The following is a 24,935-nucleotide window of genomic DNA, read 5'->3' as shown; positions in this document are numbered from 1 at the left end:
AGGAAATATCACAGCCTTGTCCAACTTGCCGCTCAGTCGGCCAGGATCGCCAGGTTGCGGCCGCCGCGCTTGGCGGCATACAGGGCACGGTCGGCGCGCTGCAGCAGCGCATCGGCCGTTTCCCCAGCCACCGCGCTGGCGACGCCGGCACTGAAACGGACCTGCACGCGCTGGTCCTCATGCAGGAATGGCCGCTGGACCAGTGCGGTCTGCAGCTGTTGCACCGTTTCCAACGCCGCCCCGCGGCCCAGCTCGGGCAGCACCAGCACGAACTCGTCGCCGCCCAGCCGGGCGATATGATCGCGGCCGCGCAACCGATGCTGGATCACCGCCACCAGTTGCCGCAGCGCCTGATCGCCGCCGGCATGGCCGTGGGTCGCGTTGGTCTGGCCGAAGTGGTCCAGGTCCAGCATCGCCACGCTCAGCGGCGTGGTGCCGGCGCGCAGTTCCCCGCCCAGCACTTCTTCCAGGCCACGCCGGTTGAGTGCCCCGGTCAGGGGATCGGTCCGCAGCTGACTGCCGACTTCTTCCAGTTCACGTTCCAGTTGCAGCACCCGCTGCTCGGCGGCGACCGCCTCGGCCCGGGCATTGGCCAGGTGGTCGCGCGCGCGCAGCGCCTGCGCCTGCACGCGCGCGGTGTCCTGCAGCACGTCCTGCAGCAGCTGGCTCAGATCGGCGATGCTGCGTGCCTGGCGGACCGAGATGGCGTAACTGGCCAGACGGTCGTGGTAATCGCCGGTATCGGTGGCCATGCCGTCCACCTGCTGGACGAAATCGATCATCAACTCCTTCATCGCCGTCTTGGAGGCGTCGATGCCCTGCTTGAGCAGGCCCTGGCGATAGATCACCTCCCGCAGGTCGTTGCGGGTGTGCTCCAGCGAACTGCGATCCAGCGGGCCGCCCAGCAACTGGCGCACCGCGCTGATCTGCCCCTGCAACCAGCTGCCGCCCTCGAGCAGTTCGGCGATGTTTTCCAGCAGCAGATCGAACAGGTTCAGCAGCAGGTCGTGCTGTTCCTGCAGCCCTTCGCTGCGCACGCCGACCTGGTGGCACAGCTCGCGCAGCTGCTGCTCCACTGGCGCCAGCGACTGGCCCGGCTGCCAGTGGCGCAGTTCGGCGCCCATCCGTTCGGTGTGCTGCTGCAGTTCCGGCGCCTGTACCAGCAAGCCGGCCAGCACCGCATCCAGGGTGTTGCGCAGCAGGTCGCGCAGCTTGGCGGCATCGCCGTTCGCCGATGGCGTGGTGTCCAGTTCGACCGTGCGGATGTACTTGTCGATCAGTTGCCGCAGCAGGCGGCCATAGCGCTCCCAGTCGCGCTCGGCCTGGGCGCTGTGCAGGCGCTGGCCCATGTCGCCCAGCTCGCCGGGCAGCGTGGCCATGCCCTGGGCGAAGGCGTGCAGCAGCGCTTCGGGCTCGCGGGCGGCGGCGAACAGCAGCTGCAGCTGTGCCATGCCCTGGGCGCCCTCGGCCGGCCGTGGACTGTTCACCGCCGGTTCGGCGCTTGCCGCCTGCCGGCGTGACAGGATGCGTCCCAGCCCGGCGCCGCGGGGAAGGGGAGTCTCGGTGCTGTCGGCCATTGCGGGAGTCCGGGCAGGAAGCGGGCGCGCTGGCGCCGGGAAGGTGGTAAGCAACCCCCATTATCGGCAAGGTGGGCGCCTGCTTGAACGGCAAGCGATCACGGGAGGTAACTGATGCGGGTATTGCTGGCGGGCGCGACCGGACTGGTTGGTGCGCAGGTGCTGCGGCAGCTGCTGGACGATCCGCGCTGCAGCGGTGTGGTGGCGCCAACGCGGCGGCCGCTGCCGATGCGCCACGCGCGGCTGCTCAATCCGGTACACGACTTCGCCGCCTTGCCGTTGGAGGCGCCGTGGTGGCGGGTGGACGCGGCCATCTGTGCGCTGGGCTCGACGATTAAACAGGCCGGTTCGCGTGAAGTGTTCCGGCAGATCGACCACGGCTATCCGCTGCTGATCGCGCAGGCGGTCAAGCGCCAGGGCTGCGAGGTGTTCGCGTTGAACTCGGCCGCCGGGGCCAATGCGCGCTCGCCGCTGTTCTACAACCGGGTCAAGGGCGAGCTGGAGCGGGATCTGCGCGCGTTGGGGTTCAGCTCGCTGACGCTGGTGCGGCCGGGCCTGATCGGCGGGCAGCGCCGTGAGCGTCGCCCGGCGGAGCATCTGGCCGGCGTGGTGCTGGGCGCGTTGGCACCGGTGCTGCCGCGCGGCTGGCGGATCAATCCGGCCGCGCATATCGCCACCGCGCTGGTGCAGGCGGCGCTGCAGCCGCCACCGGGAGAGCAGGTGGTCGGCGCGGCGGCGCTGGCCTGAACCGATTACCCGGCGTGGCGCTTACGCCTGCAGCGACTGGCCGCCATCCACCGCCAGCACCTGGCCGGTGATCCAGCGGGCGGCCGGTGAGCACAGGAACACCGCCGCGCTGGCGACATCCCCGGCATCGCCGAAACCGCCGAACGGAATCTTCGCGCGGATCTGTTCGTACAGCGCCGGCTCGCTGCTGCGCCGGCGGTCCCACAGGCCGTCGGGGAACTCGATCGATCCCGGTGCGAGTGCATTGACGCGGATGCGTTCGCGCGCCAGTTCGGTGGCCAGCGACACGGTGTAGTAGTTCACTGCGGCCTTGGCGGTGGAATAGGCGGCCGCACGCGGGGTCGGCACCGAGGCGTTGATCGAGCTGATGTTGAGAATCGCCGGCATCGTGCTGCCCCGCAGGTATGGCAGCGCCGCGCGATTGGTCCGCACCGCGGCCATCAGGTCGATCTCGAAGCCGGCTTGCCAGCTGGCATCGTCATTGCCGTTGCCAAACCCGGAGGCGTTGTTGATGACGATATCGATGCCGCCCAGCGCCGCGGCCGCCGCTTCCACCCAGCTTTGGATCTGGGCCGGATCGGCCAGGTCGCAGGCCTGCACATGCACCGGTGCGCCCTCGCGCTGCAGTGTCTGTCGCGCGTGCTGCAGGCCCTCGGCGCCGCGCGCGCACAGCGACAGCCGCGCGCCGGCCCGGGCGAACGCCGCGGCGATGGCCAGACCGATGCCGCGGCTGCCGCCGGCCACCAGCACCCGGGCGCCGGCAAGGGAGGAATCGGACATCGGGGCATCTCCAGCGGAAAAGTGATTGCCATTATCGGCGCGCCGGCGCGGTTACTCCCAGGTGTTGGGGGTCTGTCCGCGCGCCGGATGCTTCATCGCCACCACGCAGAAGCGGTGGCCGGTCGGCGCCTCCATCACCCACCAGCGTTTGACGAAGCCGATGCGGCGCGCGCCCAGTGCTTCCAGCCGGTCGGCTTCGGCGTCGATGTCGTCGGCCTCGATATCCAGATGCACGCGCGAGGGGTGGCTGACCCGCTGCACTTCCACCTGCAGCTCACCGGGCGCATCGCGCAACCGCGTGTACTGCGCGCCGTCGCTGTCGGTCTCGGCCGGCAGCGCCTGCAGGCCCAGTGCGGCGCTCCAGAAGGCCGCGGCGGTATCACTGTCGGTGTCCTGGCAATCGATGATGAAACCGGCCAGACGGCTGCGGTGGCTCATGGCGATACTCCCGGTCGGGTGGCGACGCTCAGCGGGGCAGGTTGGACAGGAACAGCTCGACCTTGCCGCAGGCCGGGCAGGCATGCAGCTCGAACTCCTCGCGGTTGACGAACAGTTCGCCCAGATCGCCCAGCAGGAACGGCATGGCCTGCGAACCTTCGTGGAAGCGCTTGCGGCCGATGAACTCCATCCGCGAGCCCGGGCAGCGCAGGCACTGGATCAGGCGCGGCGGCTGCAGCCATGGCGCGCTGGCCTCGGGCCGGAATGGCCGTTCCGGCGCCGAGCCGTCGGCATGGGTGCCGCAGTTCCAGCACTGTTCGAAGTGACCTTCGTTGGCTTCCTTGCAGTTGCTGCAGATCCAGCTGTTCATCAGGCGTACCGTCGCAGGTGGAGGTGGATGTGCGCATCCTAGCGCCGTGACCGCAGACCGGGGTGACAGTGCGAAACGCGGTGCCCGCGCCATCGGCAACGCAAGGCCCGGTTCCTCCGCCCCAAAAAAAGCCCGCATTGCTGCGGGCTGAAGTCTTGCTGCAAACAAACTGCTCAGTGGGCCAGGGCCAGATCGTCGATCATCGCGCGCAGGAAGCGGGCGGCTTCGCCACCGGTGCAGGCGCGGTGGTCGAAGGTCACCGACAGCGGGATCACCTTGTGCGTTTCCACGCCGCCCATCACCGGGGTCAGCTGGAAGCGGGCGCGCCCGGCGGCAACGATCGCCACGCACGGTGGCACCACCACCGGGGTGGCATAGCGGCCGGCGAACATGCCGAAGTTGGACAGGCTGATGGTGTAGCCGCTGAGCTCGGACGGGGCGATGGAGCGGTCTTCCACCTGCTGGCGCAGGCGGTTGATGCCTTCGCGCACGCCGCGGGCGTCGAGCATGTCGGCATTGCGCAGCGCCGGCACGAACAGGCCGTCATCGGTGTCCACGGCGATGCCGATGTCGACCTGCGCGTGCAGGGTGCGGGTGAGGGTGTCACCGTCGAACCAGGCGTTCATCGCCGGCACCGCCTGGCAGGCGGCGACGATCGCCCGCACCAGCCGCGAGGTCATGTCGTTGCCCGGCATCCAGGCATGGATGTCGGCGTCGTCATTGAGCGTGGTCGGCACGACCTTGCTGTGCGCGTCGGCCATGACCCGGGCCATGTTGCGGCGCACGCCCTTGAGCGGTTCCGGCTGGCCCTTGGCGACCATGCCCGGCGGGGCGGTGCGCATCGGCTTGCCGGCGGCCGACAGCGGCGTACGGGAGACTTGGGCCCGCGCGGCGACCAGCGGGGCAGCGGCCGTCGGAGCAGGAATCGGCGTGGCGCCGACCTTGGCGGTGCCGGCCGCGGCGGCCTGCTTCACATCGTTCATCGTCACCGCGCCGTCGGCACCGGTGGCGCGCACGCGGGTCAGGTCCACGCCCAGCTTGCGCGCCATCGCCCGCACCGCCGGCATCGCCTTGACCCCGCCCACGGCCACGGCCTGTTCGGTGTGCACGGCGTTGGAGCTGACCATCGCGCCGACCACGGTGCCTTCATCGGCCCGTTCGGCGGCGGCTGCCGCCGGGGCAGGTGCAGCCACCGGCACCGGCGCGGCTTCGGCCGGGGCGCCGTGGTGGTGGCCGGTGTCCTGGCCTTCGGCACGCTGCGGCAGGTTCGGGTCGATCTCGAAGTGCGCCAGCATGTGCCCGGTGACCACGATGTCACCGGCCGCGCCGGCCAGCTTGAGCACCTTGCCGGAGACTGGCGAGGGGACTTCGACCACCGCCTTGGCGGTTTCCATCGACACCAGCGGCTCGTCCAGCCGGATCACATCGCCTTCCTTGACGAACCATTCGACGATGGTGGCGTCCGGCAGGCCTTCGCCCAGGTCGGGCAGGTTGAAGCTCTTGGTCTGGCTCATGTGCAGTTCTCTTCCAGCAGTTCAAGTTCGCGGGCCGGCAGCCAGCCCTGCACGCCATCGGCGCGTTCGGACCACCACCAGCCGCCATGTTCGTGATGCAGTCGCACCTGTTCGCCGCGGTCCACGTCCAGCTCGCGCGCGCTGTAGTCGCGCAAGGCCTCGGCGCGGCCGTCACCCAGCGGCCGCAACCAGTCGGCCGGGGCCCAGCCAGCGGTGCCCTCAGCGGTTTTCACCCAGGCGAAGGCCGGCCATTCCTCGTCGCGGACACCGAGTTCGACGATCTGTCCGGTGCGCAGTTGCACCGGGTTGCGGTACTGGTTGCGGTGACTGCCATGCAGGCGTGCCCGCATGTCAGCCCGCCGCCACGGCGCGCTTGGCCGCCGCCACGATCCGCTCCACGCTCGGCAGGTACTTCATCTCCAGGCGGAACAGCGGGATGTGGGTGTCGTAGCCGGTGACGCGCTCGACCGGGGCCAGCAGGTCGTACATCGATTCCTCGGCCAGGCGCGCGGCGATCTCGGCACCAAAACCGGCGGTCTTGGGCGCTTCCTGCACGATCACGCAGCGGCCGGTCTTGGCCACCGATTCGGCGATGGTGGCGAAGTCCAGCGGACGCAGCGTGGCCACGTCGATGACCTCGGCGCTGATGCCTTCGCCGGCCAGCTTGTCGGCCGCTTCCAGCGCTTCCTTGACCTGCGCGCCCCAGGTCACCAGGGTCACGTCGGTGCCGTCACGCAGCACGAAGCACACGTCCAGCGGCAGTGCCTCGCCGTCATTGGCGACCACTTCCTTGTACTGGCGGTAGATGCGCTTGGGCTCCATGTAGATCACCGGATCCGGCTCGCGGATCGCGGCCAGCAGCAGGCCGTAGGCGCGCTGCGGGCTGGACGGCAGCACCACGCGCAGCCCCGGCACGTTGGTGAAGATGGCCTCGTTGGCTTCGCTGTGGTGCTCGGGCGCGCGGATGCCGCCGCCCCACGGCACGCGCAGCACCATCGGGCAGTGCAGGCGGCCACGGGTGCGGTAACGCAGGCGCGCGGCATGGCAGATCACGTGGTCGACCATCGGGTAGACGAAGCCGTCGAACTGGGCCTCGGCCACCGGCTTCATGCCCTGCGCGGCCAGACCGACGGTGAGGCCGGCGATGGTGGTTTCATCCAGCGGGGTGTCCAGCACGCGCTGCGCGCCGAAGCGCTGCTGCAGGCCGGCGGTGGCGCGGAACACGCCGCCGTTGACGCCGACGTCTTCGCCCAGCACCAGTACCGAGGGGTCGTGTTCCATTTCCCAGGCCAGGGCCTGGGTCACCGCTTCGATCAGGGTGATGGGCGTTGCGGTCATGGGCTCTTCTCCGCGCGCGGTGGCGGCGCTGTGCGCCGTGCCGGCGTCGTGGCCGGCGGTGGATTCAGGGGCGGTGCGCTTGAGATCATCCATGGCGCTGCTCCAGGGCGATGGCGTCGGCGCGCTGGGCCAGCAGGTCCGGCGGCGGATCGGCATACAGGTAGTCGAACATCGCCTCGACCGGCTGCACCGGGCAGTTGAGGTAGGCGTTGACCTCCTCGTCCACGCGCGCGCCGCATTCGGCGATCCAGCTCTTTTCTTCCTCCTCGCTCCACACGCCCTGTGCGGTCAGGTACTTGCGCAGGCGCAGCATCGGCTCGTTCAACCAGGCCGCCTTCACTTCGGCGTCATCGCGGTAGCGGCGCGCGTCGTCGGCGGTGGTGTGATCGGACAGGCGGTAGGTGAGCAGTTCCAGCACGGTGCCGCCGTTGCCGGCCAGGGCGCGTTCGCGCGCCTGTTCCATCGCCGCCAGCACCGCGATCAGGTCGTTGCCGTCCACCTGCAGGCAGAACAGGCCACCGGCGATGCCCTTCTGCGCCAGGGTTTCGGCACCGGTCTGGGCCGAACGCGGTACCGAGATCGCCCAGCCGTTGTTCACCACGCACAGGATCAGCGGCAGCTTGTAGGCGCCGGCCGAGTTCACCGCGGCGTAGAAATCGGTCTTGGAGCTGCCGCCATCACCGCACACGGTCACCGCCACCTGCGGCTTGCCCTGCAGCTTGAACGACAGCGCCGAGCCGGCCGCATGCAGGCACTGGGTGGAGATCGGCACGCAGATCGGGAAGTCGCGGACCGCGTCGCTGTCGCGGTCGTAATCGCTGCCGCGCTCGTCACCGCCCCAGTACATCAGCACGTCGCGCGGGCGTACACCGCGCATGAACATGGCGCCGTACTCGCGGTAGCTGGGGGCGAACACGTCGCCGGGCTTCATCGCCGCACCGATGCCGACGTGGGCCGCTTCATGGCCCAGGCAGGAGGCGAAGGTGCCGAGCTTGCCGGTGCGCTGCAGGGCCACGGCCTTGGTGTCGAACACCCGCGTGGCCAGCATCTGCTTGAACATCGGCAGCAGCGCCCGCGCATCGCGCAGCGAGGCGGGAAGGTCATTGCGGACCAGGTTGCCGTCGGCATCCAGGTACTGCAGGTATTCGATTTGGAACTGGGCGGAAACCGTCATCGCATCAACACCTTGAACAGATGGTTTCAAATGATAGGAATTGCCCATGGTAAGGACTCGGACCGGAAAAGCCGTCCTGCGGCGCAGCACAAACCGCCGTGCGAGCGTCCGCCGGGGTTGATAGCCACGGGGCAGGCGCCACAAACTCAACCTATTCAGTCGTGTTGTCGGGCGTGCGCATTGTCGCGCCGGGCGCGCTGGCAAGTGTTGCGTTTCCGTTTGCGCGGGGCCGCCGCCAATGGCCGGGCTGCGTTACGCTTTGCGCCCCGCGCACAGGCACGACCGATGACCGTAGAAAAGAACCAGCGTGAGCTCGAAGCCGGTATCCATACCGATCTGCAGGGCCGGCTCACCTACGGCGGTTACCTGCGCCTGGACCAGCTGCTGTCGGCGCAGCAGCCGCTGTCCAGTCCGCCGCACCACGACGAGATGCTGTTCATCATCCAGCACCAGACCTCGGAGCTGTGGCTGAAGCTGCTGGCGCACGAGCTGCGCGCGGCGCGCGGTTTCCTGCAGCGCGACCAGGTCTGGCAGTGCCGCAAGGTGCTGGCCCGCGCCAAGCAGGTGCTGCGCCTGCTGACCGAGCAGTGGGCGGTGCTGGAAACCCTGACACCATCCGAATACATGGGCTTCCGCGACGTGCTGGGGCCCTCCTCGGGCTTCCAGTCGCTGCAGTACCGCTATATCGAATTCCTGCTGGGCAACAAGAACGCCGACATGCTCAACGTGTTCGCCCACGACCCGGCCGGGCAGGCGCAATTGCGTGAAGTGCTGGAGGCGCCCAGCCTGTACGAGGAGTTCCTGGCCTATCTGGCGCGCTTCGGCCATGCCATCCCGGCCACCTACGACGACCACGACTGGACCCGGCCGCATGTCAGCGATCCGGCGCTGCGCCCGGTGTTCGAGACCATCTACCAGGACACCGACCGCTACTGGCGCGAGTACTCGCTGTGCGAGGACCTGGTGGACCTGGAAACCCAGTTCCAGCTGTGGCGCTTCCGGCATATGCGCACGGTGATGCGGGTGATCGGTTTCAAGCGCGGCACCGGCGGCTCCTCCGGCGTGGGCTTCCTGCGCCAGGCGCTGGAGCTGACCTTCTTCCCGGAACTGTTCGAAGTGCGCACCAGTATCCGCGCCGACGGCTGAGACGGGCCACGGGCAGCCCCCCGGCGCCGTTGCCCCGCATCGCGGGCGGAGGGCGGTGGGGTGTGCCGCCACGCGCTGGGCGCTGGCGGCATTGCGGCGCATTCATGAGGTTGCGGCGGCGGCCGGGTGGTTTGCGCGGCGGCCATGGCCGTGCGTGACCGGGACCTGACCGGCGCAACCTCTATTTGACGTGAAGCGGACGCTTCTGTGATCCTCGCCCGTCGCGCCGGTTCCGGCCGATTTCTTTACCCAACGAATTGTTCAGGGGAGTCCCGCATGAGCGCTGCCGCGCCGAATTCCGCATCCACCCCGGCGCCCGTGCCGGAGTTCAAGACCACGCTTGGCCATCCGCGTCCGCTGTGGATGCTGTTCATGACCGAGTTCTGGGAGCGCTTCGCGTTCTACGGCATGCGCTGGGCGCTGGCGCTGTACATCGTGGCGCAGTTCTTCAACGGCGACGCCGCCGGTGAGGGCTCGGCCAGCAAGCTGTACGGCGCCTACCTGGCGCTGGTGTACGCGGCGGCGCTGTTCGGCGGCTATGTCGCCGACCGGGTGATCGGCTACCAGCGCTCGATCCTGCTGGGTGCGGTGGTGATGGCGGCCGGCCTGTTCCTGGTCATGGTGCCGAACGAGATGGTGTTCAAGATCGGCCTGGCCACCATCGTGGCCGGCAATGGCCTGTTCAAGCCCAACATCTCGACCATGGTCGGCCAGCTGTATGCCACCGGCGATGAGCGCCGTGATTCGGGCTTCACCCTGTTCTACATGGGCATCAACGCCGGTGCGCTGATCGCGCCGATCCTGACCGGCTGGCTGGCCGAGAACATGTTCGGCGGCTCCTCGCAGATGCCGGCCTACAAGGCGGTGTTCATCGCCTCGGGCGTGGGCATGCTGATCAGCCTGGTGTGGTTCTGGTTTGGCCGCGCCCAGCTCAAGGGCATCGGCCGTCCGCTGGCCGGCGCGGAAGGTTTCGGACGCCTGCTGCTGGTGGTGCTCGGGGTGCTGGTGGCGATTCCGGCGATCTACTTCCTGCTGACCATCGATGCCAACAATCTGCAGGTGCTGCTGACGATCCTGTTCGTGGGCCTGTGCGTGCTGATCCTGCGCGAAGGCTTCGCCAACGGTGCGGTGGCGCGTGACAAGGCGATCGCGATGCTGATCATCTTCGCCTTCAACGTGCTGTTCTGGATGTTCTTCGAACAGGCCGGCAGCTCGTTCAACTTCCTGGCGCAGAACATCGTCCAGCGCGACTTCGGCGGCTGGACGTTCCCGGTGGGCTGGTTCCAGTCGGTCAACTCGCTGGCCATCATCACCCTGGCGCCGGTCATCGCCTGGATGTGGGTCAAGATGGGCAAGGCCAATCCGTCGATCCCGCGCAAGTTCGGCCTGGGCATCATCTTCAACGGCCTGGCGTTCCTACTGCTGATGTTCGCGCTGTCCAGCCTGGTGGACCCGCAGAGCCTGAAGATCCCGTTCTGGACGCTGTTCATGGTCTACGTGATCCAGTCGGTCGGCGAGCTGTGCCTGTCGCCGATCGGCCTGTCGATGGTGACCAAGCTGGCACCGGTGCGCCTGATCGGCTTCGGCATGGGCGGCTGGTTCCTGTCCACCGCGATCGGCAACAACCTGTCGGGCATTTTCGCCAGCAGCGTCAGCGGTGAAGGCGGCATGACCGTGGCCTCGGCGCAGGCCGGCTACACCTTCGGTTTCTGGGTGCTGATCGGCGCCGGCGTGCTGCTGTTCCTGATCGCGCCGCTGATCCAGAAGCTGATGCACGGCGTGAAGTAAGGCGGTGCCGATGAAGCGGTTGTCCGGGATGGTTGCCTTGCTGCTCACCGCGGCCTTGGCCGGCTGCAATCCGCCGCCGGCCGCCGCGCCGGCAGCGGTGCAGCCGCTGGACACCTCCGAACAGAAGCCGCCGGTGGCCGATATCCGCCAGCCGGTGGCTTCGGGCAATACCCCTGCCGCGGCGGATATCGCCGCGGTGGCCGGGCTCAATGCGCAGTTCGACCCGGCACGGGATCCGTTCGCCGATCTGGAAACGGCCAAGGTCGAAGCCCAGCGTGGTGGCAAGCGGATCATCCTGGATGTCGGTGGCGAATGGTGCTCGTGGTGCCACCTGCTTGACGCCTTCATGGAAGGCGATTCGCAGCTGCGCCGCTTTCGCGATGCCAACTACGTGTGGATGAAGGTCAATTACAGCGAGGACAACGAGAACGTCGCGTTCCTGTCGCGCTTCCCCGGGATTTCCGGCTATCCGCACCTGTTCGTGCTCGACGCCGACGGCCGGCTGCTGCACTCGCAGTTCACCGGCGAGCTGGAAAAGGGCAAGGGCTACGATCGCGCGCGCTTCGAGGCGTTCCTCCGCCAGTGGGCCCCGCCGGCCACGCCCTAGGCGTGCGGTAACCGGCAACCACAGCGGCGTCGCAAGGCGCCGTTTTTTATTGGGGGCACGCCGGGGCTTCATTTCCGTGCACCCCGGCCGCTATCGGAAAGATAGCCCGGCATCCGGCCGGGGACGCCGGCCCTATCCGCATGCACGCTGCTCCGCCTCCTGTTGATGCGCTTGACGAATCCGCCACTGCCGAGGCCGCCGGTGTGAACCTGCCGACGGTGGAAGCACTGCTGGATGAAACGCCAGACATGCCGCAGGACGTGCCGCGCTACCGCCTGCCGCTGGCCGCCTCACCGCCGAACATCATGCTGCAGTCGGCGATCACCCGGCTGGTCGAACAGAAAGAACGGATCGATGCGCTGGTGCGCGACGGCCTGCTGTCCGGCCTGTTGCCGGCCGAATGGAGCGCGCACCCGGGCAACGAGTTGCGTGCCTTCGTCGCCTCGGTGCTGCCGTTCGCCTCCGATGCGGTGCGCAGCGAGACCGTGCCGGCGCGGGTGCCACTGAAATTCCTGCTTGGCCAATCGCACCGCTGGAGCCGTGCCGAGGTGGCCGAGCCGAAGTCCCTGGCGGTCTATCTGGCGGCCGACGAGCGGGCAACGGCAGGCAGCGCCGATCAGGCCGAAGTGATGCTGCTCTCGCCGCTCGGTCTGGCCTGGGCGCAGGAGGGACGCAGCCGGGTCGGCTTCCTGCGCGCGCTGGGCGTCGAGTCGATGGCCGCGCGGGTGACGACGCTGGCCTATCCGGAAGCGGCGCAACTGGCGCTGTACCAGGTGACGGTCGATGGCATGACGCAGATCTGGTGCGTGCTGGACAACCGCCGACTGCGCGCGCTGTCGGCCCCGTCGCTGACCTTGCCGGTGTTGACCGCTTATGGCGTCGTCGCGCCACAGCCCTGGCCGGCGCAGTGGCCGGAAGCGGCCGACGTTGGCGCCGAGCTGGCGCGAATGCGCGGCGGTCGTGGCGTGGTCGAAGTCGATCTGGTCAAACTGGTGGACAAAATAAGACGTGGCAAAGCCGGCGAGGCCTGGGCCAGCGCAAGTCTGATGCAGCTGCACACCTGGGTGCCGCGTTGGCGCTTTTTCCTGGCTTCGTTCATCGGCCTGCCGGCGGCCTTGCTGGTGATCGCAGCACTGGCCCTGCCCGGTCAGATCGAAGCGGCCGCGGTTGCTTCGGCGCTGGGTTTTGCCGGAGGCGCCATCGCCGCGCTGGCCGCGCCATGGATCTATGCGCGACGCAAGTACCTGAGCTGATCGCCGATGGCGATCAAGCCTCGTTCATGCGTGCCAGGCCGGCCTCGGCCAGGCGCGTGATCAGGCGTTCCAGCCCCTGTTCTTCCTCCTCGGTGAGGACCGACATCAGGCGCCGCTCCATCTCGATCACCAGCGGTGCGATGGTCTCGTAGACCTCGAAGCCGGCCGCCGACAGCGCCAGCACCGAGCGCCGGCGGTCATCGCCGTGGGTCTCGCGTTTGATGAAACCGCGTTCCAGCAGGCGCGCCACGGCGCGGCTGACCGCGACCTTGTCCATCGCCGTGCGCTCGGACACCTCGCTGGCCGAGGAGCCCGGGTACAGCGCCAGGATCGTGATCACACGCCATTCGGGGATGGCCAGGCCATAGCGCTCGCCGTACAGCCGGGCGATGTTGCCGCTGACCCGGTTGGACAACACGCTGATGCGGTAAGGCAGGAACTGCTCGAGATCCAGCAACACGTGCGAGGCACGGATGCTGGTGGACTTGCTGTAATCGGAAGAGCTCATGCTGCAGTGCACCTTGATGGTGGTTTCATGTGAAACTATAACCTTCGGTCCAGGCCCCCGTTCGGGCGGGCCTTCCTGTCTAGCTCGCCGGTGACCGGCGACTGCCCTGCTTCCGGAGCCAACTCATGAATACCCCCAGCGCCACCCACGCGCCCAATCTGGGCATGCAGGTCACCACCTTCGAAAACCCGATGGGCATCGACGGGTTCGAGTTCGTCGAGTTTGCCGCACCGGCCGGGCAAGGTGCCCAGCTGCACGACTACTTCCAGAACATGGGATTCACTGCCGTGCTCCGCCACCGGCAGCGTGCTATTACCGTCTACCGTCAAGGCGGCGTCAACTTCCTCGTGAACGAGGAGCCGGATTCCTTCGCCGCCAATTTCGCCGCCAAGCACGGTCCGTGCGCCTGCGGCTTCGCGATCCGCTTCGGCAAGCCGGCGGCCGAGGTGTTGGCCGCGGCCATCGGCAACGGCGCCGAGGAAGTGACCCTGCTGGCCGACACCCGCGCGGTGCCGGCGCCGGTGATCAAGGGCATCGGCGACTGCATGCTGTATCTGGTGGACCGCTATGGCGCCGCCGGCAGCATCTACGACACCGATTACGAGCCGATCGAAGGCGCCGAGCAGAACCCGGCCGGCTTCGGCCTGACCTTCATCGACCACCTGACCCACAACCTGTACCTGGGCAACATGCAGCAGTGGTCGGACTACTACGAGCGGTTGTTCAACTTCCGCGAGATCCGCTACTTCGACATCAAGGGCGCCAAGACCGGGCTGGTGTCCAAGGCGATGACCGCACCGGATGGCATCGTGCGCATTCCGCTCAACGAATCCTCCGATCCGAAGAGCCAGATCAACGAATACCTGGACGCCTACAAGGGCGAGGGCATCCAGCACATCGCCTGCTTCACCGACAACATCTATGACACGGTCGAGGCGATGCGCGCGCGTGGCATCCAGTTCCTGGACACGCCGGACACCTATTTCGACGTGGTCGACCTGCGCATCCCGGACAACGGCGAGGACGTGGAGCGTCTGCGCAGGAACAAGATCCTGATCGATGCCGATCCGGAGACCAAGCAGCGCAAGCTGCTGCAGATCTTCACCACCAACGCCATTGGTCCGATCTTCTTCGAGATCATCCAGCGCAAGGGCAACGAAGGCTTCGGCGAAGGCAACTTCCAGGCGTTGTTCGAGAGCATCGAGCGCGACCAGATCAAGCGCGGCGTGCTGTAACGTTACCGGCCCCTTCCCCCGAGAAACGCGCGATGCTGACCGAGCTGATCACCCTGCTGACCTGTGACGACCTGCAAGGCAAGGACCTGGCCGCCTGCGTGTCCAGGATCAAGGCCTCGCCGATGGATCCGGAGCTGGACTGGATCGACGGCGACAGCCCGGCGGCGTTCATGCAGTTCGCGGTCCTGGCCGAGCTGGGCGATTACCTCGCCATCGGTGACAAGCTCGATGAACTGCACGAGGAGATCAGCGAGCAGTTCGCCAATCCGCTGCCGGCAATGCCCCACCAGGCGCTGTCGGCGGCGGAGTATTTCCAGTGGCTGGACGGGCAGCTGGCCGCCCGTCCGACGCCCTACGAGATACTGCTGTGGGGCAACCCGTTCGACGACAACCTCTACGCCTTCATCGTCCGTCGCCACGACAGCCCGCGCATTCTTGAACTTGCCGGAGAACTGGGTTTGCTGATCGAACCGGCGACCCGGCGTCAGCTGACCTGAAACCATCCCCTCCCGTCCGGGCCCATCCAAGCGAGCGCAGCCATGTCCCAGAGCAATACCGCCTACCAGTCCGGATTCGGCAACGAGTTCGCCACCGAGGCCGTACCCGGCACGCTGCCGGTGGGACGCAATTCGCCGCAGCGGGTGGCCCATGGCCTGTATGCCGAGCAGCTGACCGGCACCGCTTTCACCGCCCCACGTGGCAGCAACCGCCGCAGCTGGCTGTACCGGATCCGTCCGGCGGCGATGCACGGCGAATTCACGCCGTTCGTGCAGCCGCACCTGCATGGCGAGTTCAGCCACGCGGCGGTATCGCCCAACCAGCTGCGCTGGGATCCGCTGCCGTTGCCCACCACGCCCACCGATTTCATCGAAGGCCTGTACACCATGGGCGGCAACGGCGGGCCTGCGGCGCACAGCGGCGCGGGCATCCATATGTATGCGGCCAACACGGACATGCGCGGCCGCTGGTTCTACAACGCCGATGGCGAGCTGCTGATCGTGCCGCAGCTGGGCCGGCTGCGGCTGCGCACCGAGCTGGGCCTGATCGAGATCGAGCCGCAGCAGATCGCGGTGATCCCGCGCGGCGTGCGTTTTGCCGTGGAGCTGCCCGACGGGCAGGCGCGCGGCTATGTCTGCGAGAACTTCGGCGCACAGTTGAAGCTGCCGGACCTGGGGCCGATCGGCAGCAACGGCCTGGCCAATCCGCGCGATTTCGAAACCCCGGTGGCCGCCTACGAGGACCTTGAAGGGCAGTTCGAGCTGGTCGCCAAGTTCCAGGGCCGGCTGTGGCGCGCGGACATCGGCCACTCGCCGCTGGACGTGGTCGGCTGGCACGGCAACTACGCGCCGTACCGCTACGACCTGCGCCACTTCAACGCCATCGGTTCGATCAGCTACGACCATCCGGATCCGTCGATCTTCCTGGTGCTGCATTCGGCCAGCGACACCCCGGGCACCAGCAACCTGGATTTCGTGATCTTCCCGCCACGCTGGCTGGTGGCGCAGGACACGTTCCGCCCGCCGTGGTTCCACCGCAATATCGCCAGCGAGTTCATGGGCCTGATCCACGGCGCCTACGACGCCAAGGCCGAGGGCTTCGTGCCCGGTGGCGCCTCGCTGCACAACTGCATGACCGGCCACGGCCCGGATGCGGCCACCTTCGACAAGGCTTCCCATGCCGACCTGTCCAGGCCGGATGTGATCACCGACACCATGGCCTTCATGTTCGAAACCCGCGGCGTGATCTGCCCGAGCGAGCAGGCGGTGGCCGCGACGCATCGCCAGCGTGGCTACCAGGCCTGCTGGAGCGGCCTGCGCAACCACTTCACCCCGCCCCGGGGGTGATTCACGCCGGCACCGGTGCCGGTTCCAGCACCGCTGCCAGCTGCGCCTGCGGCAGCACTTCACGCAGGCGCGCCTGCACCCGCTGCGTGTAGCCTTCGGAAGTCAGTGTCGGCAGGTGTCGTAGGGCCAGCGTCAGCGCCTGCACGGTGTCGGCATCCTCACGCGCGGCCTGCAGCACCCGGTGCAGCTGGGTGGCGGTGGGATGGCGCTGCAGGGCCAGGATATCCAGCACATAGATGCGTGCGGCCAGCAGCGAGCGGCGATGTGGCTCGGCAGGAGCGGGGCGGTCCGTGGACAGATAGCCCTCGCGCTGCAGCCCGGCGATCAGTGCGGCCGCGTCACTGCCCAGCAGCAGGCGCAGCTCGTCCAGATCACGTTTGCCATCACACAGGATCAGCGCCCGCCGCTGGCGCAGGTCCAGCGCGCCGGAGGGTGTGTGCAGTTCGGCATGGCCCAGTTCGGTCTTGTGCGGCTGCATGGGGACTCGACGCGGCGCGGAAGGAGATGAGCCTGGCGGTCGCCGGTGAAAGCACCATGACAAGGCGTCGCTCACCTGGCGCGGCCGGTGCGGTCGCTAGACTCGGCCCGGACCTGCCCGGAGTTGCCGTATGAACCGCATCGCCTTGTTTTCGCTGATCCTCCTCGCGCTGCCGGCGGCCTCGCCCGTCCGAGCCGACCGCATCGCCGTCGGCAACCGGCAGCGTGTCTGCATCGGCCGCCGTGGCTGGGCCTGCTGTGACGACTGCCGGTGCCCGCTGGCAGGGCTATGGGCCGGTGGCACTGGGCAGCGATGCCGCGCAGCTGCGCGCGGTGTGGCCTGACGCGCTGCAAGGCGATGCGGTCGCCGACGGCGGCTGCTATTACCTCAGTCCGGCCGGCCGGCCAGGACGAGGCCCGGCCATTCTTCATGATCGAGGGCGACCGCTTCGTGCGCTATGACCTGCGTAGCACCGCTGTTCCGGCGCCAGGCGGTGGCACGGTCGGCATGGAGCTGGCACAGCTGCAGGCGCTGTATCCGCACGCCGGTCCCCCGCAGCCGCACAAGTATGTGGACGGCGCCCGGATGCTGCGGGTGACGGCGATCGACGGTGGTCCGGGCGTGCTGGTGTTCGAGCTGGGCGCCGATGGCAAGGTCGGCGCGTGGCGCGTGGGACTGCCGCCACAGGTGGATTACGTGGAAGGCTGCGGCTGATACCCTGCTGCCGCTAACGGTGGGGCACGCGTTCGGCCCTGCAACCGCCGCCATCATTGCCGGGAGAGATGCGGAATGTTTGAAGCAATCGTGTGGTTCGCATTGGGGCTGTTGCTGCTGGCGCTGGGCGGGGACTCCATCGTCAAGGCCGCCTCCGGTCTGGCCCAGCGCTTCGGCGCCTCGCCGTTCGTCGCCGGTCTGCTGCTGGTGGCGTTCGGCACCTCGCTGCCGGAGCTGGTGGTCAATGCCCGCGCGTTCGTGGTCGGCGCGCAGGAGCTGGCACTGGGCAACGCGGTGGGCAGCAACATCGTCAACGTCGGTCTGACCCTGGGTCTGGCGGCGCTGGCGTTTCCCTTGCTGGTGCGCACCCGGCTGCTGTCACCGCTGCTGGTGCTGCTGGCCGTGGCGTCGCTGGCATTGATCGTGTTCGGCCTGGATGGCGTGATCAGCCGCAGCGAAGGCATCGTGCTGCTGCTGGGCTTTGTGGCGGTGCTGGCGTTGCTGCTGACGCGCGCGCGGCGCGAGCCGGTGGAGCTGCAGGAGAGCATCGCCAACTACGCCACCACCCGCACGATGCTGTGGCTCAATATGGTCCGCCTGCTGATCGCCGCCGTGGTGCTGTATTACGGCGCACGCTGGGTGGTGCAGGCCGCACCGGTGATCGGTGCCGGCTGGGGGATGTCGCCGTTGCTGGCCGGCCTGCTGCCGGTGGCTATCGGCACCGCGTTGCCGGAAGTGGCTGCGGCCATCGCCGCGGCGCGTCGCGGCCAGGGCGACATGGTGGTCGGTCATGTGATCGGCTCGAGCCTGTTCAACCTGCTGGTGGTGGTGGGCGGTATGGCGGCGCTGCGACCGATGCCGCTGCCGGCCTCGTTCGTGCGGCTGGAGCTGCCGGCGGCGATCGTGTTCGTGCTGATGCTGTACCCGATGCTGCGCGGCGACCTGAAGATCACCCGCGGCGAAGGTGCGGTGCTGCTCGTGGCGTTCCTGGCGTGGGTGGGGTTGGAACTGGCGCTGTTGTATTGACGGATCAGGGAGGCAGTTGTGCGCAAGGGGATGGGTGTTGCGATGTTGTGCGTTGTACTGGCCGGGTGCGCGCTGCTGCCGCGGCAACAGGGGGCCTGGATCGATCCGGCGATGGCGGTGCAGCTGGCCGCGGCCGCCGGTCCCGGCCGTGGCGTGGATGGCGTGTTCGCACTGAACGTGCGTGCTATCGGAGAAGAGGGTGGCCGCCTGTTCCTGGGCTCGCAGCCGGACTACCGTGACCCGCGCAATCTCAGCGTTGCGGTGGATCCGCAGGCGCGGCTGGCGCTGGCCGAGCGGCTGCAGGCCGATCCGAAGACGGTGTTGAAGGGCAAGCCGGTTCTGGTGCGCGGTACCGCGCGCATGGTGCGGATCGACTTCACCGACGGTCAGGGGCAGCCCAGCGGGAAGTACTACTACCAGACCCATGTGCGCGTCAGCGACGTGGCGCAGATCCAGCTGCGCTGACGCCCGCCGGAAGCGCCGCCGCCTCAGTCAGGCGGAGTGTCGGTGTCGGGCCCGCCGTTACCGCCGGTGGGCGGTTCGGGGCGGCTTTCCATCATCAGCGACAGCGCCGCCTTGGCCATCAGGTGCGCGCTGATCGGGGCGGTGATGAACAGGAACACGGTGATCAGCAGCTCGCGCGGCTGCGGGTCTTCGCCCAGGAAGATGTGATAGGCCACCGAGCACGCCAGGATGCAGCCCACCCCCAGGGTGCTGGCCTTGGTCGGCGCATGCAGGCGCTTGAAGAAATCGGAAAAGCGCACCAGTCCCAGCGCGCCGACCAGGATGAAGAAACAGCCGAACACCAGCAGGGCCGACAGTGTGATCTGCAGGAACGTGATCATTCGACGATATCCCGGCGCAGTACGTACTTGCTCAGCACCACGGTGCTGCCGAAGCCGAGCATGGCGATGATCAGCGCGGCCTCGAAATAGATGGCCGAATCCAGGTACATGCCGAACAGCATCAGCAGCGCGATGGCGGTGACCGAGAGCGTGTCCAGGGCGAGGATGCGGTCCGGCACGGTTGGCCCGCGCAGCAGCCGCCACAGCGCCAGCAGCATCGCCAGCCCGACCACATGCATGCACACCATCAGGGTGGTTTCGAATATCAGATGCCCGTTCACGGGAAGATCTCCATCAGCGGCGCCTCGTAGCGGCTCTTGATCTCGGCGATCAGCGCGTCGGCGTCCTCCAGGTGCAGCACATGTACCAGCAGGTGGCGGCGGTCCTCGGACAGCGCGGCCGACACCGTGCCGGGGGTCAGGGTGATGAAGCTGGTCAGCGCGGCGATGCCGTGGATGTTGCCGATATCCAGCGGCAGCCAGATGAACGCCGGTTTCAGGCGGTCTTCCGGGCCCAGCACCTGTGCGGCCACGCGCAGGTTGCAGATCAGGATGTCCCACAGGATCGTGCAGACCAGCCGCGGTACCGGTCGCAAGGTGCCGATGCGGGCGAACTCGCGGTCCAGGCGCGCGGCGAACAGCGGCACCACCAGCCCGAGCAGCAGGCCCAGCAGCAGCTGGCCCACGTCGAAGGTGAAGGACATCACCATCCAGAACGCGACCACGGTGATGGACAGCACGGGCGACGGGAACAGCCGGCGCAGCAGGGGGCGATGTGGACTCATGGCTGCCTCACTTGCGGGAGGGTGCCGCGCACATCCTGCAGGTAGCGGTCCGGCGCCTGCAGTTGCGTGGCGATGGCCTCGGACTGGCGCATCAGCGGCGCGGCGAACACGCTCATCGCCACCACGTAGCCCAGCAGCAGGCAGGCGGCAGCGGTTTCGAACGGTCGCGCAGGGGCTTCGCTGGGCCCGGGGTGCGGCCCGGCCACCTCGTCCTCGGCGCCAGGCACATGCCAGAACAGGCGGATGCCGGTGCGGGTCAGGCCGATGATCACCAGCAGGCTGCTGCCCAGCACCGCGGTCCACACCACGGCGGTGTGCGCGTCGGGCACGGCCGCCAGCAGCGCGGCCTTGGCCAGGAAGCCGGCCAGGGGCGGCAATCCGGCCACCGCGACCGCGCCGACCAGGAACAGCAGGCCCGGCACGGTCTTGCCCGGCAGTACGGTCTGCTCGCCCTCGCGTCGCTGCCCGGCACGGAGGCGCCGGCGGCGGATCAGGTCGGCCACCAGGAACAGTGCCGCCGCGGTGAAGGTGCTGTGCGGCAGGTAGTACAGGCCGGCGGAAAGGGTGCCGGGAGTGCCCAGCGCGAAGGCGATGAACAGCGTTGCCGCCGAGACCACCACCAGGTAGGCGACCAGCACGCTCAGGCGGGTGGCCGCCAGTGCGCCGAGCGCGGCCACCAGCAAGGTGGCGATGCCGGTCCACAGCAGCCAATCGCTGCCATAACCGGCCATCGCGCCGGCGTCGGCATCGAACCACAGCGAGGTCACACGCAGCACCGCGTACAGGCCGACCTTGGTCATGATCACGAACAGCGCCGCCACCGCCGCCGGCGCGCGGGCATAGGATTCGGGCAGCCACAGGTACAGCGGCAGCAGCGCGGCCTTGGCGCAGAACACCAGCAGCAGCAGGCCCAGCGCGGCCTTGGCCAGCTTCAGGTGGCTCGGTGGCAGCTCGGCGATGCGCTGGCCGATCTCGGCCATGTTCAACGAACCCAGCGTGGCGTAGAGCATGCCCAGCGCGATCAGGAACAGCGTCGAGGCGGTGACGTTGAACACCACGTAGTGCAGGCCGATGCGCATGCGCAGGCCGCGTCCGCCCGACAGCAGCAGGCCGTAGGAGGCGATCAGCAGCACCTCGAAGAACACGAACAGGTTGAAGATGTCGCCGGTCAAAAACGCGCCGTTGAGGCCGACCAGCTGGAACTGGAACAGCGCATGGAAATGCGGTGCGCGCCGGTCCCAGCCGGTGCAGGCATGCAGCAGGCAGGCGATGGCCAGCAGCAGGGTGGTGGCCAGCATCCAGCCCGCCAGGCCATCGGCCACCAGCGCGATGCCCAGCCGCGCCGGCCAGTCGCCCAGCAGGTAGGCCCAGATCTGGCCCTGGCTGGTCTGCGCAAACAGCAGCGCCACCGCCACCGCCAGCGCCGCCATGCTGGCCCAGGCCACGCTGCGCTGCACCTTGGGCCCGTAGCGTCGGTGTTCGATGAACAGCGACAGCGCCGCGCCCAGCAGCGGAATCAGGATCGGCAGGATCACCAGATGGTTCATGCGCCGCGCCCCGGTTTGGCGGCTTGCTCAGCCGGCGGCTCGGGCTCGTGTGCATCCACGTGATCACTGTGGTTGTCGCTGCGGCTGCGCATGGCCAGCACGATGCTCACCGCGGTCATCGCAAACGCAATGACGATGGCGGTCAGCACCAGCGCCTGTGGCAGCGGATCGGTGTAGTGCGCCAGCGTGCTGGCGATCCCATCCTTGAGCACCGGCGCCTTGCCGATCACCGGCCGCCCGGCGCTGAAGATCAGCAGGTTGGTGGCATAGGACAGGAAGGTCATGCCCAGGATCACATCGAAGCTGCGCGCGCGCAGCAGCAGGTAGATGCCGATGCCGGTGAGCACACCGATCGCGCTTGCCAGGGCCAGTTCCATCAGTGCATCTCCCCGGTGCGGGCCGAACGGCGGTGGATATCGATCTCGCCGTTGCGGGCGTTGCGGCTGCGCGAGGGTTTGACGGTGCCCATCATCGACAGGATCAGCATCACCCCGCCGAACACCACCAGGTACACGCCGGTATCAAAACCGATCGCGCTGGCCAGCGGTACCTCGCCGATCAACGGCAGCTGCAGGTCCAGGTGGCCACTGGTCAGGAACGGTACGCCGAACAGCAGCGAGCCGGCGCCGCTGAGCAGGGCGATCAGCAGGCCCAGGCCGATGCATCTGATGTAGTCGAAGCCGAAGCGCGATTCCACCGAGGCCGAGCCCTGGATCACGTACTGGATCAGCAGCGGCACCGCCAGCACCAGGCCGGCGATGAAGCCGCCGCCGGGGGCGTTGTGGCCGCGCAGGAACAGGAAGATGGACACGGTGAGTGTGAGCGGGAACATGATCTGCGCCAGATCGGCCGGTACCGGCAGCTTCATCGGCGGGCCGGGCATGATCTGCTCCGGCGCCATCCGCGAACGCCGCAGCAGTGCATGCACCACCAATGCGGCGATGCCGAACACGGTGATCTCACCGAAGGTGTCAAAGCCGCGGAAGTCCACCAGGATCACGTTGACCACGTTGTGGCCGTAGGCCTCGGGCAGCGAGCGCAGCAGCAGTTCGCCGGCCATGGTGTTGGGCGGCAGGGTCATCAGCGAATAGGCCAGCGCGGCGATGCCGGTACCGGCGACGATGGCGATGGCCGCATCGCGGCGCTTGCGCCAGCGCGAGTGTTCCGGCGGCGACTGCGCTGGCAGGTAGTTCATGCCCAGCAGCATCAGCGCCAGCGTCACCATCTCCACCATCAGCTGGGTCAGGGCCAGGTCCGGCGCGGACAGGAACACGAAGGTCAGTGCCACCATCAGCCCGGTACCGCCGATCACGATCACCGCCAGCAGTCGCTGCCGGAACAGGAACAGGCCGGCAAAGGCGCAGGCCAGCATCACCAGCCACAGCATCCAGCCCAGCAACGGGATCGGTTGCGGCGCCGGCCAGGCCGGCATCGCCGGATTGGCGACATAGGGCGCGGCGGCCACGATCACCGCCACCAGCACCAGCGCCAGTAGCATGCGTTGCAGACTGCCGTTCGCCACTGCGGCGGTGAAGCGCTGGGCAAAGCCGAACAGCACCTCCAGGTTGCGCTGGAACAGCTGCTTGCCGACCGGACGGTTGCGCGCGGCGTACAGGTCGGTGAACCGGCGCAGGCCGAAATACAGTGCGATGCCGCCGGCCACGCCGATGACGCTCATCGCCAATGGCAGGTTGAAGCCGTGCCAGACGGCCAGGCTGTACTCGGGCAGCGCCGGGCCGAGGATCGCCTGGGCGCCGGCCTTGAGCACCGGGGCGACGGTCAGCGCCGGCACGATGCCCACCGCCAGACAGATCACCACCAGCACTTCCACCGGCACCTTCATCCAGCGCGGCGGCTCATGCGGCACCACGTCGATGTCGACCGGTCCTTTGCCGAAAAAGGTGTCGTGGACGAAGCGCAGGCTGTAGGCCACGCCGAGGATGCCGGCCAGCAGCGCGGCGGCGCTTACCGCGTTGCGCATCCAGTCCGGGCCTTCGGTGGCCAGCGCCTCGGCAAACAGCATTTCCTTGGACAGGAAACCGTTGAGCAGCGGGATGCCGGCCATTGCCAGCGAGGCGACGATGGCCAGCGTGCTGGTGATCGGCATCAGCCGACGCAGGCCGCCGAGCCGGCGCATGTCGCGGGTGCCGGTTTCGTGGTCGATGATGCCGGCGGCCATGAACAGCGAGGCCTTGAACGTTGCGTGGTTGAGGATGTGGAACACGCCTGCCACCACCGCCATCGGCGTGGACAGGCCGAACAGCAGGGTGATCAGGCCTAGATGCGAGATCGTCGAATAGGCCAGCAGGCCTTTGAGGTCATGCTGGAAGATCGCGTTCCACGCGCCGATCAGCAGGGTGATCGCACCGATACCGCTGACCACATAAAAGAACAGCTCGGTGCCGGCCAGCGCCGGGTGCAGCCGTGCCAACAGGAACACACCGGCTTTGACCATCGTGGCCGAGTGCAGATAGGCCGACACCGGCGTCGGCGCGGCCATCGCATGCGGCAGCCAGAAGTGGAACGGGAACTGCGCGCTCTTGGTGAAAATGCCGGCCAGCACCAGCAGCAGCGCCCACGGATACAGCGCGCTGGCGCGGATCAGCTCGCCCGAGGCCAGCACCACGTCCAGATCGAAACTGCCGACGATGCGGCCGATCAGCAGCACGCCGGCCAGCAGCGCCAGACCGCCGCCGCCGGTGACCACCAGTGCCATGCGCGCGCCCTCGCGGGCGTCCTTGCGGTGCGACCAGAAGCCGATCAGCAGGAACGAGCTGATGCTCGTCAGCTCCCAGAACACCATCAACAGCAGCAGGTTGCCGGCCAGCACCATGCCCAGCATCGCGCCCATGAACAGCAGCAGGTAGCTGTAGAAGCGCCGCGCGCTGTCCTTCGCCGAGAGGTAGTAGTGCGCGTACAGCACCACCAGCGCGCCGATACCCAGTACCAGCCCGGCGAACATCCACGCCAGCCCGTCCAGGCGCAGGCTGAAATCCAGCCCGATCTGCGGCAGCCACTGCCAGCTGCTGCGGACGATCCCGCCATCGAGCACGGTCGGGGTCACGCTGCCCAGCAGCGCCAGCCCCAGCACCGGTGCCGCCCCCGCCAGGCAGGCCGCCGCGCTGCGTGGCAGGCGGCCCAGCAGGGCGATGGCCGCAGCCAGCAGGAAGGGCAGCGCGAGCAGCAACGGCAGGACAGGCGTCATTCAGGAATGAAGGTGCA

Annotated in this window: 28 protein-coding genes; 12 read left to right on the top strand and 16 right to left on the bottom strand. The window is 68.1% G+C overall.

The genetic code is table 11. The features are described 5' to 3' along the window. Window positions 1–32: 32 nt before the first annotated feature. Complete coding sequence (locus ACVOMH_RS03660) at window positions 33–1,577, bottom strand: GGDEF domain-containing protein (RefSeq protein ID WP_481551073.1); 1,545 nt, start codon at window positions 1,575–1,577, stop codon at window positions 33–35. Window positions 1,578–1,691: 114 nt separating this feature from the next. Between ACVOMH_RS03660 and ACVOMH_RS03655 the strand changes: the two genes are divergently transcribed. After that, a complete protein-coding gene (locus ACVOMH_RS03655) occupies window positions 1,692–2,324 on the top strand; it encodes a Rossmann-fold NAD(P)-binding domain-containing protein (RefSeq protein ID WP_481551072.1) in 633 nt (210 codons plus the stop codon). Between the two features lie 21 nt (window positions 2,325–2,345). Here ACVOMH_RS03655 and ACVOMH_RS03650 read toward each other — a convergent pair whose 3' ends face one another. The 7 genes from ACVOMH_RS03650 to pdhA form a co-directional block, all read right to left on the bottom strand. Then, window positions 2,346–3,104: an SDR family NAD(P)-dependent oxidoreductase gene (locus ACVOMH_RS03650; RefSeq protein ID WP_481551071.1), complete on the bottom strand. Its 759-nt coding sequence runs from the start codon at window positions 3,102–3,104 to the stop codon at window positions 2,346–2,348. A gap of 51 nt (window positions 3,105–3,155) precedes the next feature. Further along, the gene (locus tag ACVOMH_RS03645; protein ID WP_481522644.1) at window positions 3,156–3,542 is read right to left on the bottom strand and encodes a VOC family protein; all 387 of its coding nucleotides are present in this window, start codon (window positions 3,540–3,542) and stop codon (window positions 3,156–3,158) included. Window positions 3,543–3,570: 28 nt separating this feature from the next. Continuing rightward, window positions 3,571–3,912, bottom strand: a complete 342-nt coding sequence (locus tag ACVOMH_RS03640) for a hypothetical protein (protein WP_481551070.1) — start codon at window positions 3,910–3,912, stop codon at window positions 3,571–3,573. 173 nt (window positions 3,913–4,085) lie between these two features. Further along, window positions 4,086–5,426 (bottom strand): dihydrolipoamide acetyltransferase family protein, encoded by a 1,341-nt coding sequence (locus ACVOMH_RS03635; RefSeq protein WP_481551069.1) that lies wholly within the window; start codon window positions 5,424–5,426, stop codon window positions 4,086–4,088. Further along, window positions 5,423–5,776, bottom strand: coding sequence for an SH3 domain-containing protein (locus ACVOMH_RS03630; protein WP_054659864.1), 354 nt, complete (start codon window positions 5,774–5,776; stop codon window positions 5,423–5,425). Before ACVOMH_RS03630 ends, ACVOMH_RS03635 begins: the two co-directional genes overlap by 4 nt. A 1-nt stretch (window position 5,777) precedes the next feature. Then, window positions 5,778–6,857 carry an alpha-ketoacid dehydrogenase subunit beta gene (locus ACVOMH_RS03625; protein ID WP_057506063.1) on the bottom strand — a complete coding sequence of 360 codons (1,080 nt, stop codon included), beginning with the start codon at window positions 6,855–6,857 and terminating at the stop codon, window positions 5,778–5,780. Further along, complete coding sequence (pdhA, locus tag ACVOMH_RS03620) at window positions 6,850–7,938, bottom strand: pyruvate dehydrogenase (acetyl-transferring) E1 component subunit alpha (protein ID WP_481551068.1); 1,089 nt, start codon at window positions 7,936–7,938, stop codon at window positions 6,850–6,852. Before pdhA ends, ACVOMH_RS03625 begins: the two co-directional genes overlap by 8 nt. A 285-nt stretch (window positions 7,939–8,223) precedes the next feature. On the opposite strand from pdhA, the gene ACVOMH_RS03615 reads away from it, so the two are divergent. From ACVOMH_RS03615 to ACVOMH_RS03600, 4 genes are all read left to right on the top strand, one after another. After that, window positions 8,224–9,084, top strand: a complete 861-nt coding sequence (locus ACVOMH_RS03615; RefSeq protein ID WP_054659870.1) for a tryptophan 2,3-dioxygenase — start codon at window positions 8,224–8,226, stop codon at window positions 9,082–9,084. Window positions 9,085–9,360: 276 nt separating this feature from the next. Next, the gene (locus ACVOMH_RS03610) at window positions 9,361–10,872 is read left to right on the top strand and encodes a peptide MFS transporter (RefSeq protein WP_057506062.1); all 1,512 of its coding nucleotides are present in this window, start codon (window positions 9,361–9,363) and stop codon (window positions 10,870–10,872) included. 10 nt (window positions 10,873–10,882) lie between these two features. Beyond that, window positions 10,883–11,479, top strand: coding sequence for a thioredoxin family protein (locus ACVOMH_RS03605; RefSeq protein WP_481551067.1), 597 nt, complete (start codon window positions 10,883–10,885; stop codon window positions 11,477–11,479). Window positions 11,480–11,619: 140 nt separating this feature from the next. After that, complete coding sequence (locus ACVOMH_RS03600; protein WP_481551066.1) at window positions 11,620–12,732, top strand: hypothetical protein; 1,113 nt, start codon at window positions 11,620–11,622, stop codon at window positions 12,730–12,732. 13 nt (window positions 12,733–12,745) lie between these two features. On the opposite strand, the gene ACVOMH_RS03595 is transcribed toward ACVOMH_RS03600, so the two are convergent. Continuing rightward, the gene (locus ACVOMH_RS03595) at window positions 12,746–13,240 is read right to left on the bottom strand and encodes a MarR family winged helix-turn-helix transcriptional regulator (protein ID WP_054659311.1); all 495 of its coding nucleotides are present in this window, start codon (window positions 13,238–13,240) and stop codon (window positions 12,746–12,748) included. A 125-nt stretch (window positions 13,241–13,365) separates the two neighbouring features. On the opposite strand from ACVOMH_RS03595, the gene hppD reads away from it, so the two are divergent. Genes hppD through hmgA form a run of 3 tightly spaced genes read left to right on the top strand, consistent with a single transcriptional unit; the run spans window position 13,366 to window position 16,319 of the window. Next, window positions 13,366–14,475 carry a 4-hydroxyphenylpyruvate dioxygenase gene (hppD, locus tag ACVOMH_RS03590; RefSeq protein ID WP_481551065.1) on the top strand — a complete coding sequence of 370 codons (1,110 nt, stop codon included), beginning with the start codon at window positions 13,366–13,368 and terminating at the stop codon, window positions 14,473–14,475. Between the two features lie 32 nt (window positions 14,476–14,507). Continuing rightward, on the top strand, window positions 14,508–14,972 hold the full coding sequence (locus ACVOMH_RS03585) for a hypothetical protein (protein WP_054659310.1): 465 nt from the start codon (window positions 14,508–14,510) through the stop codon (window positions 14,970–14,972). A gap of 42 nt (window positions 14,973–15,014) precedes the next feature. Then, window positions 15,015–16,319 carry a homogentisate 1,2-dioxygenase gene (gene hmgA / locus ACVOMH_RS03580; protein ID WP_054659308.1) on the top strand — a complete coding sequence of 435 codons (1,305 nt, stop codon included), beginning with the start codon at window positions 15,015–15,017 and terminating at the stop codon, window positions 16,317–16,319. 1 nt (window position 16,320) lies between these two features. Here the strand turns inward: hmgA and ACVOMH_RS03575 are convergent, their stop codons facing one another. Further along, complete coding sequence (locus tag ACVOMH_RS03575) at window positions 16,321–16,797, bottom strand: hypothetical protein (protein ID WP_481551064.1); 477 nt, start codon at window positions 16,795–16,797, stop codon at window positions 16,321–16,323. A gap of 130 nt (window positions 16,798–16,927) precedes the next feature. Between ACVOMH_RS03575 and ACVOMH_RS03570 the strand changes: the two genes are divergently transcribed. The 4 genes from ACVOMH_RS03570 to ACVOMH_RS03555 all read left to right on the top strand — a co-directional run bounded on the left by ACVOMH_RS03570 (window position 16,928) and on the right by ACVOMH_RS03555 (window position 19,002). Continuing rightward, a complete protein-coding gene (locus tag ACVOMH_RS03570; RefSeq protein ID WP_481551063.1) occupies window positions 16,928–17,140 on the top strand; it encodes a hypothetical protein in 213 nt (70 codons plus the stop codon). A gap of 86 nt (window positions 17,141–17,226) precedes the next feature. After that, on the top strand, window positions 17,227–17,511 hold the full coding sequence (locus ACVOMH_RS03565) for a hypothetical protein (RefSeq protein WP_481551062.1): 285 nt from the start codon (window positions 17,227–17,229) through the stop codon (window positions 17,509–17,511). Window positions 17,512–17,586: 75 nt separating this feature from the next. Further along, window positions 17,587–18,537, top strand: a complete 951-nt coding sequence (locus ACVOMH_RS03560) for a calcium/sodium antiporter (protein ID WP_481522654.1) — start codon at window positions 17,587–17,589, stop codon at window positions 18,535–18,537. A 42-nt stretch (window positions 18,538–18,579) separates the two neighbouring features. Then, window positions 18,580–19,002 carry a hypothetical protein gene (locus tag ACVOMH_RS03555; protein WP_481551061.1) on the top strand — a complete coding sequence of 141 codons (423 nt, stop codon included), beginning with the start codon at window positions 18,580–18,582 and terminating at the stop codon, window positions 19,000–19,002. A gap of 23 nt (window positions 19,003–19,025) precedes the next feature. Here the strand turns inward: ACVOMH_RS03555 and ACVOMH_RS03550 are convergent, their stop codons facing one another. Genes ACVOMH_RS03550 through ACVOMH_RS03525 form a run of 6 tightly spaced genes read right to left on the bottom strand, consistent with a single transcriptional unit; the run spans window position 19,026 to window position 24,918 of the window. After that, on the bottom strand, window positions 19,026–19,382 hold the full coding sequence (locus ACVOMH_RS03550) for a Na+/H+ antiporter subunit G (RefSeq protein ID WP_481551060.1): 357 nt from the start codon (window positions 19,380–19,382) through the stop codon (window positions 19,026–19,028). Further along, a complete protein-coding gene (locus ACVOMH_RS03545; RefSeq protein WP_425478351.1) occupies window positions 19,379–19,630 on the bottom strand; it encodes a K+/H+ antiporter subunit F in 252 nt (83 codons plus the stop codon). The genes ACVOMH_RS03550 and ACVOMH_RS03545 overlap by 4 nt, the downstream gene beginning before the upstream one ends. 29 nt (window positions 19,631–19,659) lie before the next feature. Beyond that, window positions 19,660–20,166, bottom strand: a complete 507-nt coding sequence (locus ACVOMH_RS03540) for a Na+/H+ antiporter subunit E (RefSeq protein WP_054660114.1) — start codon at window positions 20,164–20,166, stop codon at window positions 19,660–19,662. Further along, on the bottom strand, window positions 20,163–21,713 hold the full coding sequence (locus ACVOMH_RS03535) for a monovalent cation/H+ antiporter subunit D (RefSeq protein ID WP_481551059.1): 1,551 nt from the start codon (window positions 21,711–21,713) through the stop codon (window positions 20,163–20,165). The genes ACVOMH_RS03540 and ACVOMH_RS03535 overlap by 4 nt, the downstream gene beginning before the upstream one ends. After that, on the bottom strand, window positions 21,710–22,090 hold the full coding sequence (locus ACVOMH_RS03530) for a Na+/H+ antiporter subunit C (RefSeq protein WP_054660087.1): 381 nt from the start codon (window positions 22,088–22,090) through the stop codon (window positions 21,710–21,712). The genes ACVOMH_RS03535 and ACVOMH_RS03530 overlap by 4 nt, the downstream gene beginning before the upstream one ends. After that, complete coding sequence (locus tag ACVOMH_RS03525) at window positions 22,090–24,918, bottom strand: monovalent cation/H+ antiporter subunit A (RefSeq protein WP_481551058.1); 2,829 nt, start codon at window positions 24,916–24,918, stop codon at window positions 22,090–22,092. Before ACVOMH_RS03525 ends, ACVOMH_RS03530 begins: the two co-directional genes overlap by 1 nt. Window positions 24,919–24,935: the final 17 nt, after the last annotated feature.

The sequence above is a fragment of the Stenotrophomonas sp. STEN013 genome (genome assembly GCF_056760355.1).
The sequence above is the reverse complement of the archived record's forward strand: the minus strand, read 5'-3'. Positions and strand labels throughout refer to the sequence as shown.

Bases quoted from the DNA above. Each gene is read 5' to 3' on its own strand.
- ACVOMH_RS03635 (WP_481551069.1), bottom strand. From the start codon at position 5,426: ATGAGCCAGACCAAGAGCTTCAACCTGCCCGACCTGGGCGAAGGCCTG.
- ACVOMH_RS03650 (WP_481551071.1), bottom strand. From the start codon at position 3,104: ATGTCCGATTCCTCCCTTGCCGGCGCCCGGGTGCTGGTGGCCGGCGGC.
- ACVOMH_RS03540 (WP_054660114.1), bottom strand. From the start codon at position 20,166: ATGAGTCCACATCGCCCCCTGCTGCGCCGGCTGTTCCCGTCGCCCGTG.
- ACVOMH_RS03535 (WP_481551059.1), bottom strand. From the start codon at position 21,713: ATGAACCATCTGGTGATCCTGCCGATCCTGATTCCGCTGCTGGGCGCG.
- ACVOMH_RS03615 (WP_054659870.1), top strand. From the start codon at position 8,224: ATGACCGTAGAAAAGAACCAGCGTGAGCTCGAAGCCGGTATCCATACC.
- ACVOMH_RS03560 (WP_481522654.1), top strand. From the start codon at position 17,587: ATGTTTGAAGCAATCGTGTGGTTCGCATTGGGGCTGTTGCTGCTGGCG.
- ACVOMH_RS03545 (WP_425478351.1), bottom strand. From the start codon at position 19,630: ATGGTGTGCATGCATGTGGTCGGGCTGGCGATGCTGCTGGCGCTGTGG.
- ACVOMH_RS03595 (WP_054659311.1), bottom strand. From the start codon at position 13,240: ATGAGCTCTTCCGATTACAGCAAGTCCACCAGCATCCGTGCCTCGCAC.
- ACVOMH_RS03550 (WP_481551060.1), bottom strand. From the start codon at position 19,382: ATGATCACGTTCCTGCAGATCACACTGTCGGCCCTGCTGGTGTTCGGC.
- ACVOMH_RS03530 (WP_054660087.1), bottom strand. From the start codon at position 22,090: ATGGAACTGGCCCTGGCAAGCGCGATCGGTGTGCTCACCGGCATCGGC.
- ACVOMH_RS03525 (WP_481551058.1), bottom strand. From the start codon at position 24,918: ATGACGCCTGTCCTGCCGTTGCTGCTCGCGCTGCCCTTCCTGCTGGCT.
- ACVOMH_RS03640 (WP_481551070.1), bottom strand. From the start codon at position 3,912: ATGAACAGCTGGATCTGCAGCAACTGCAAGGAAGCCAACGAAGGTCAC.
- ACVOMH_RS03570 (WP_481551063.1), top strand. From the start codon at position 16,928: ATGAACCGCATCGCCTTGTTTTCGCTGATCCTCCTCGCGCTGCCGGCG.
- ACVOMH_RS03555 (WP_481551061.1), top strand. From the start codon at position 18,580: ATGTTGTGCGTTGTACTGGCCGGGTGCGCGCTGCTGCCGCGGCAACAG.
- ACVOMH_RS03625 (WP_057506063.1), bottom strand. From the start codon at position 6,857: ATGGATGATCTCAAGCGCACCGCCCCTGAATCCACCGCCGGCCACGAC.
- ACVOMH_RS03585 (WP_054659310.1), top strand. From the start codon at position 14,508: ATGCTGACCGAGCTGATCACCCTGCTGACCTGTGACGACCTGCAAGGC.
- pdhA (WP_481551068.1), bottom strand. From the start codon at position 7,938: ATGACGGTTTCCGCCCAGTTCCAAATCGAATACCTGCAGTACCTGGAT.
- hppD (WP_481551065.1), top strand. From the start codon at position 13,366: ATGAATACCCCCAGCGCCACCCACGCGCCCAATCTGGGCATGCAGGTC.
- ACVOMH_RS03645 (WP_481522644.1), bottom strand. From the start codon at position 3,542: ATGAGCCACCGCAGCCGTCTGGCCGGTTTCATCATCGATTGCCAGGAC.
- ACVOMH_RS03630 (WP_054659864.1), bottom strand. From the start codon at position 5,776: ATGCGGGCACGCCTGCATGGCAGTCACCGCAACCAGTACCGCAACCCG.
- ACVOMH_RS03565 (WP_481551062.1), top strand. From the start codon at position 17,227: ATGATCGAGGGCGACCGCTTCGTGCGCTATGACCTGCGTAGCACCGCT.
- ACVOMH_RS03575 (WP_481551064.1), bottom strand. From the start codon at position 16,797: ATGCAGCCGCACAAGACCGAACTGGGCCATGCCGAACTGCACACACCC.
- ACVOMH_RS03660 (WP_481551073.1), bottom strand. From the start codon at position 1,577: ATGGCCGACAGCACCGAGACTCCCCTTCCCCGCGGCGCCGGGCTGGGA.
- ACVOMH_RS03605 (WP_481551067.1), top strand. From the start codon at position 10,883: ATGAAGCGGTTGTCCGGGATGGTTGCCTTGCTGCTCACCGCGGCCTTG.
- ACVOMH_RS03600 (WP_481551066.1), top strand. From the start codon at position 11,620: ATGCACGCTGCTCCGCCTCCTGTTGATGCGCTTGACGAATCCGCCACT.
- hmgA (WP_054659308.1), top strand. From the start codon at position 15,015: ATGTCCCAGAGCAATACCGCCTACCAGTCCGGATTCGGCAACGAGTTC.
- ACVOMH_RS03610 (WP_057506062.1), top strand. From the start codon at position 9,361: ATGAGCGCTGCCGCGCCGAATTCCGCATCCACCCCGGCGCCCGTGCCG.
- ACVOMH_RS03655 (WP_481551072.1), top strand. From the start codon at position 1,692: ATGCGGGTATTGCTGGCGGGCGCGACCGGACTGGTTGGTGCGCAGGTG.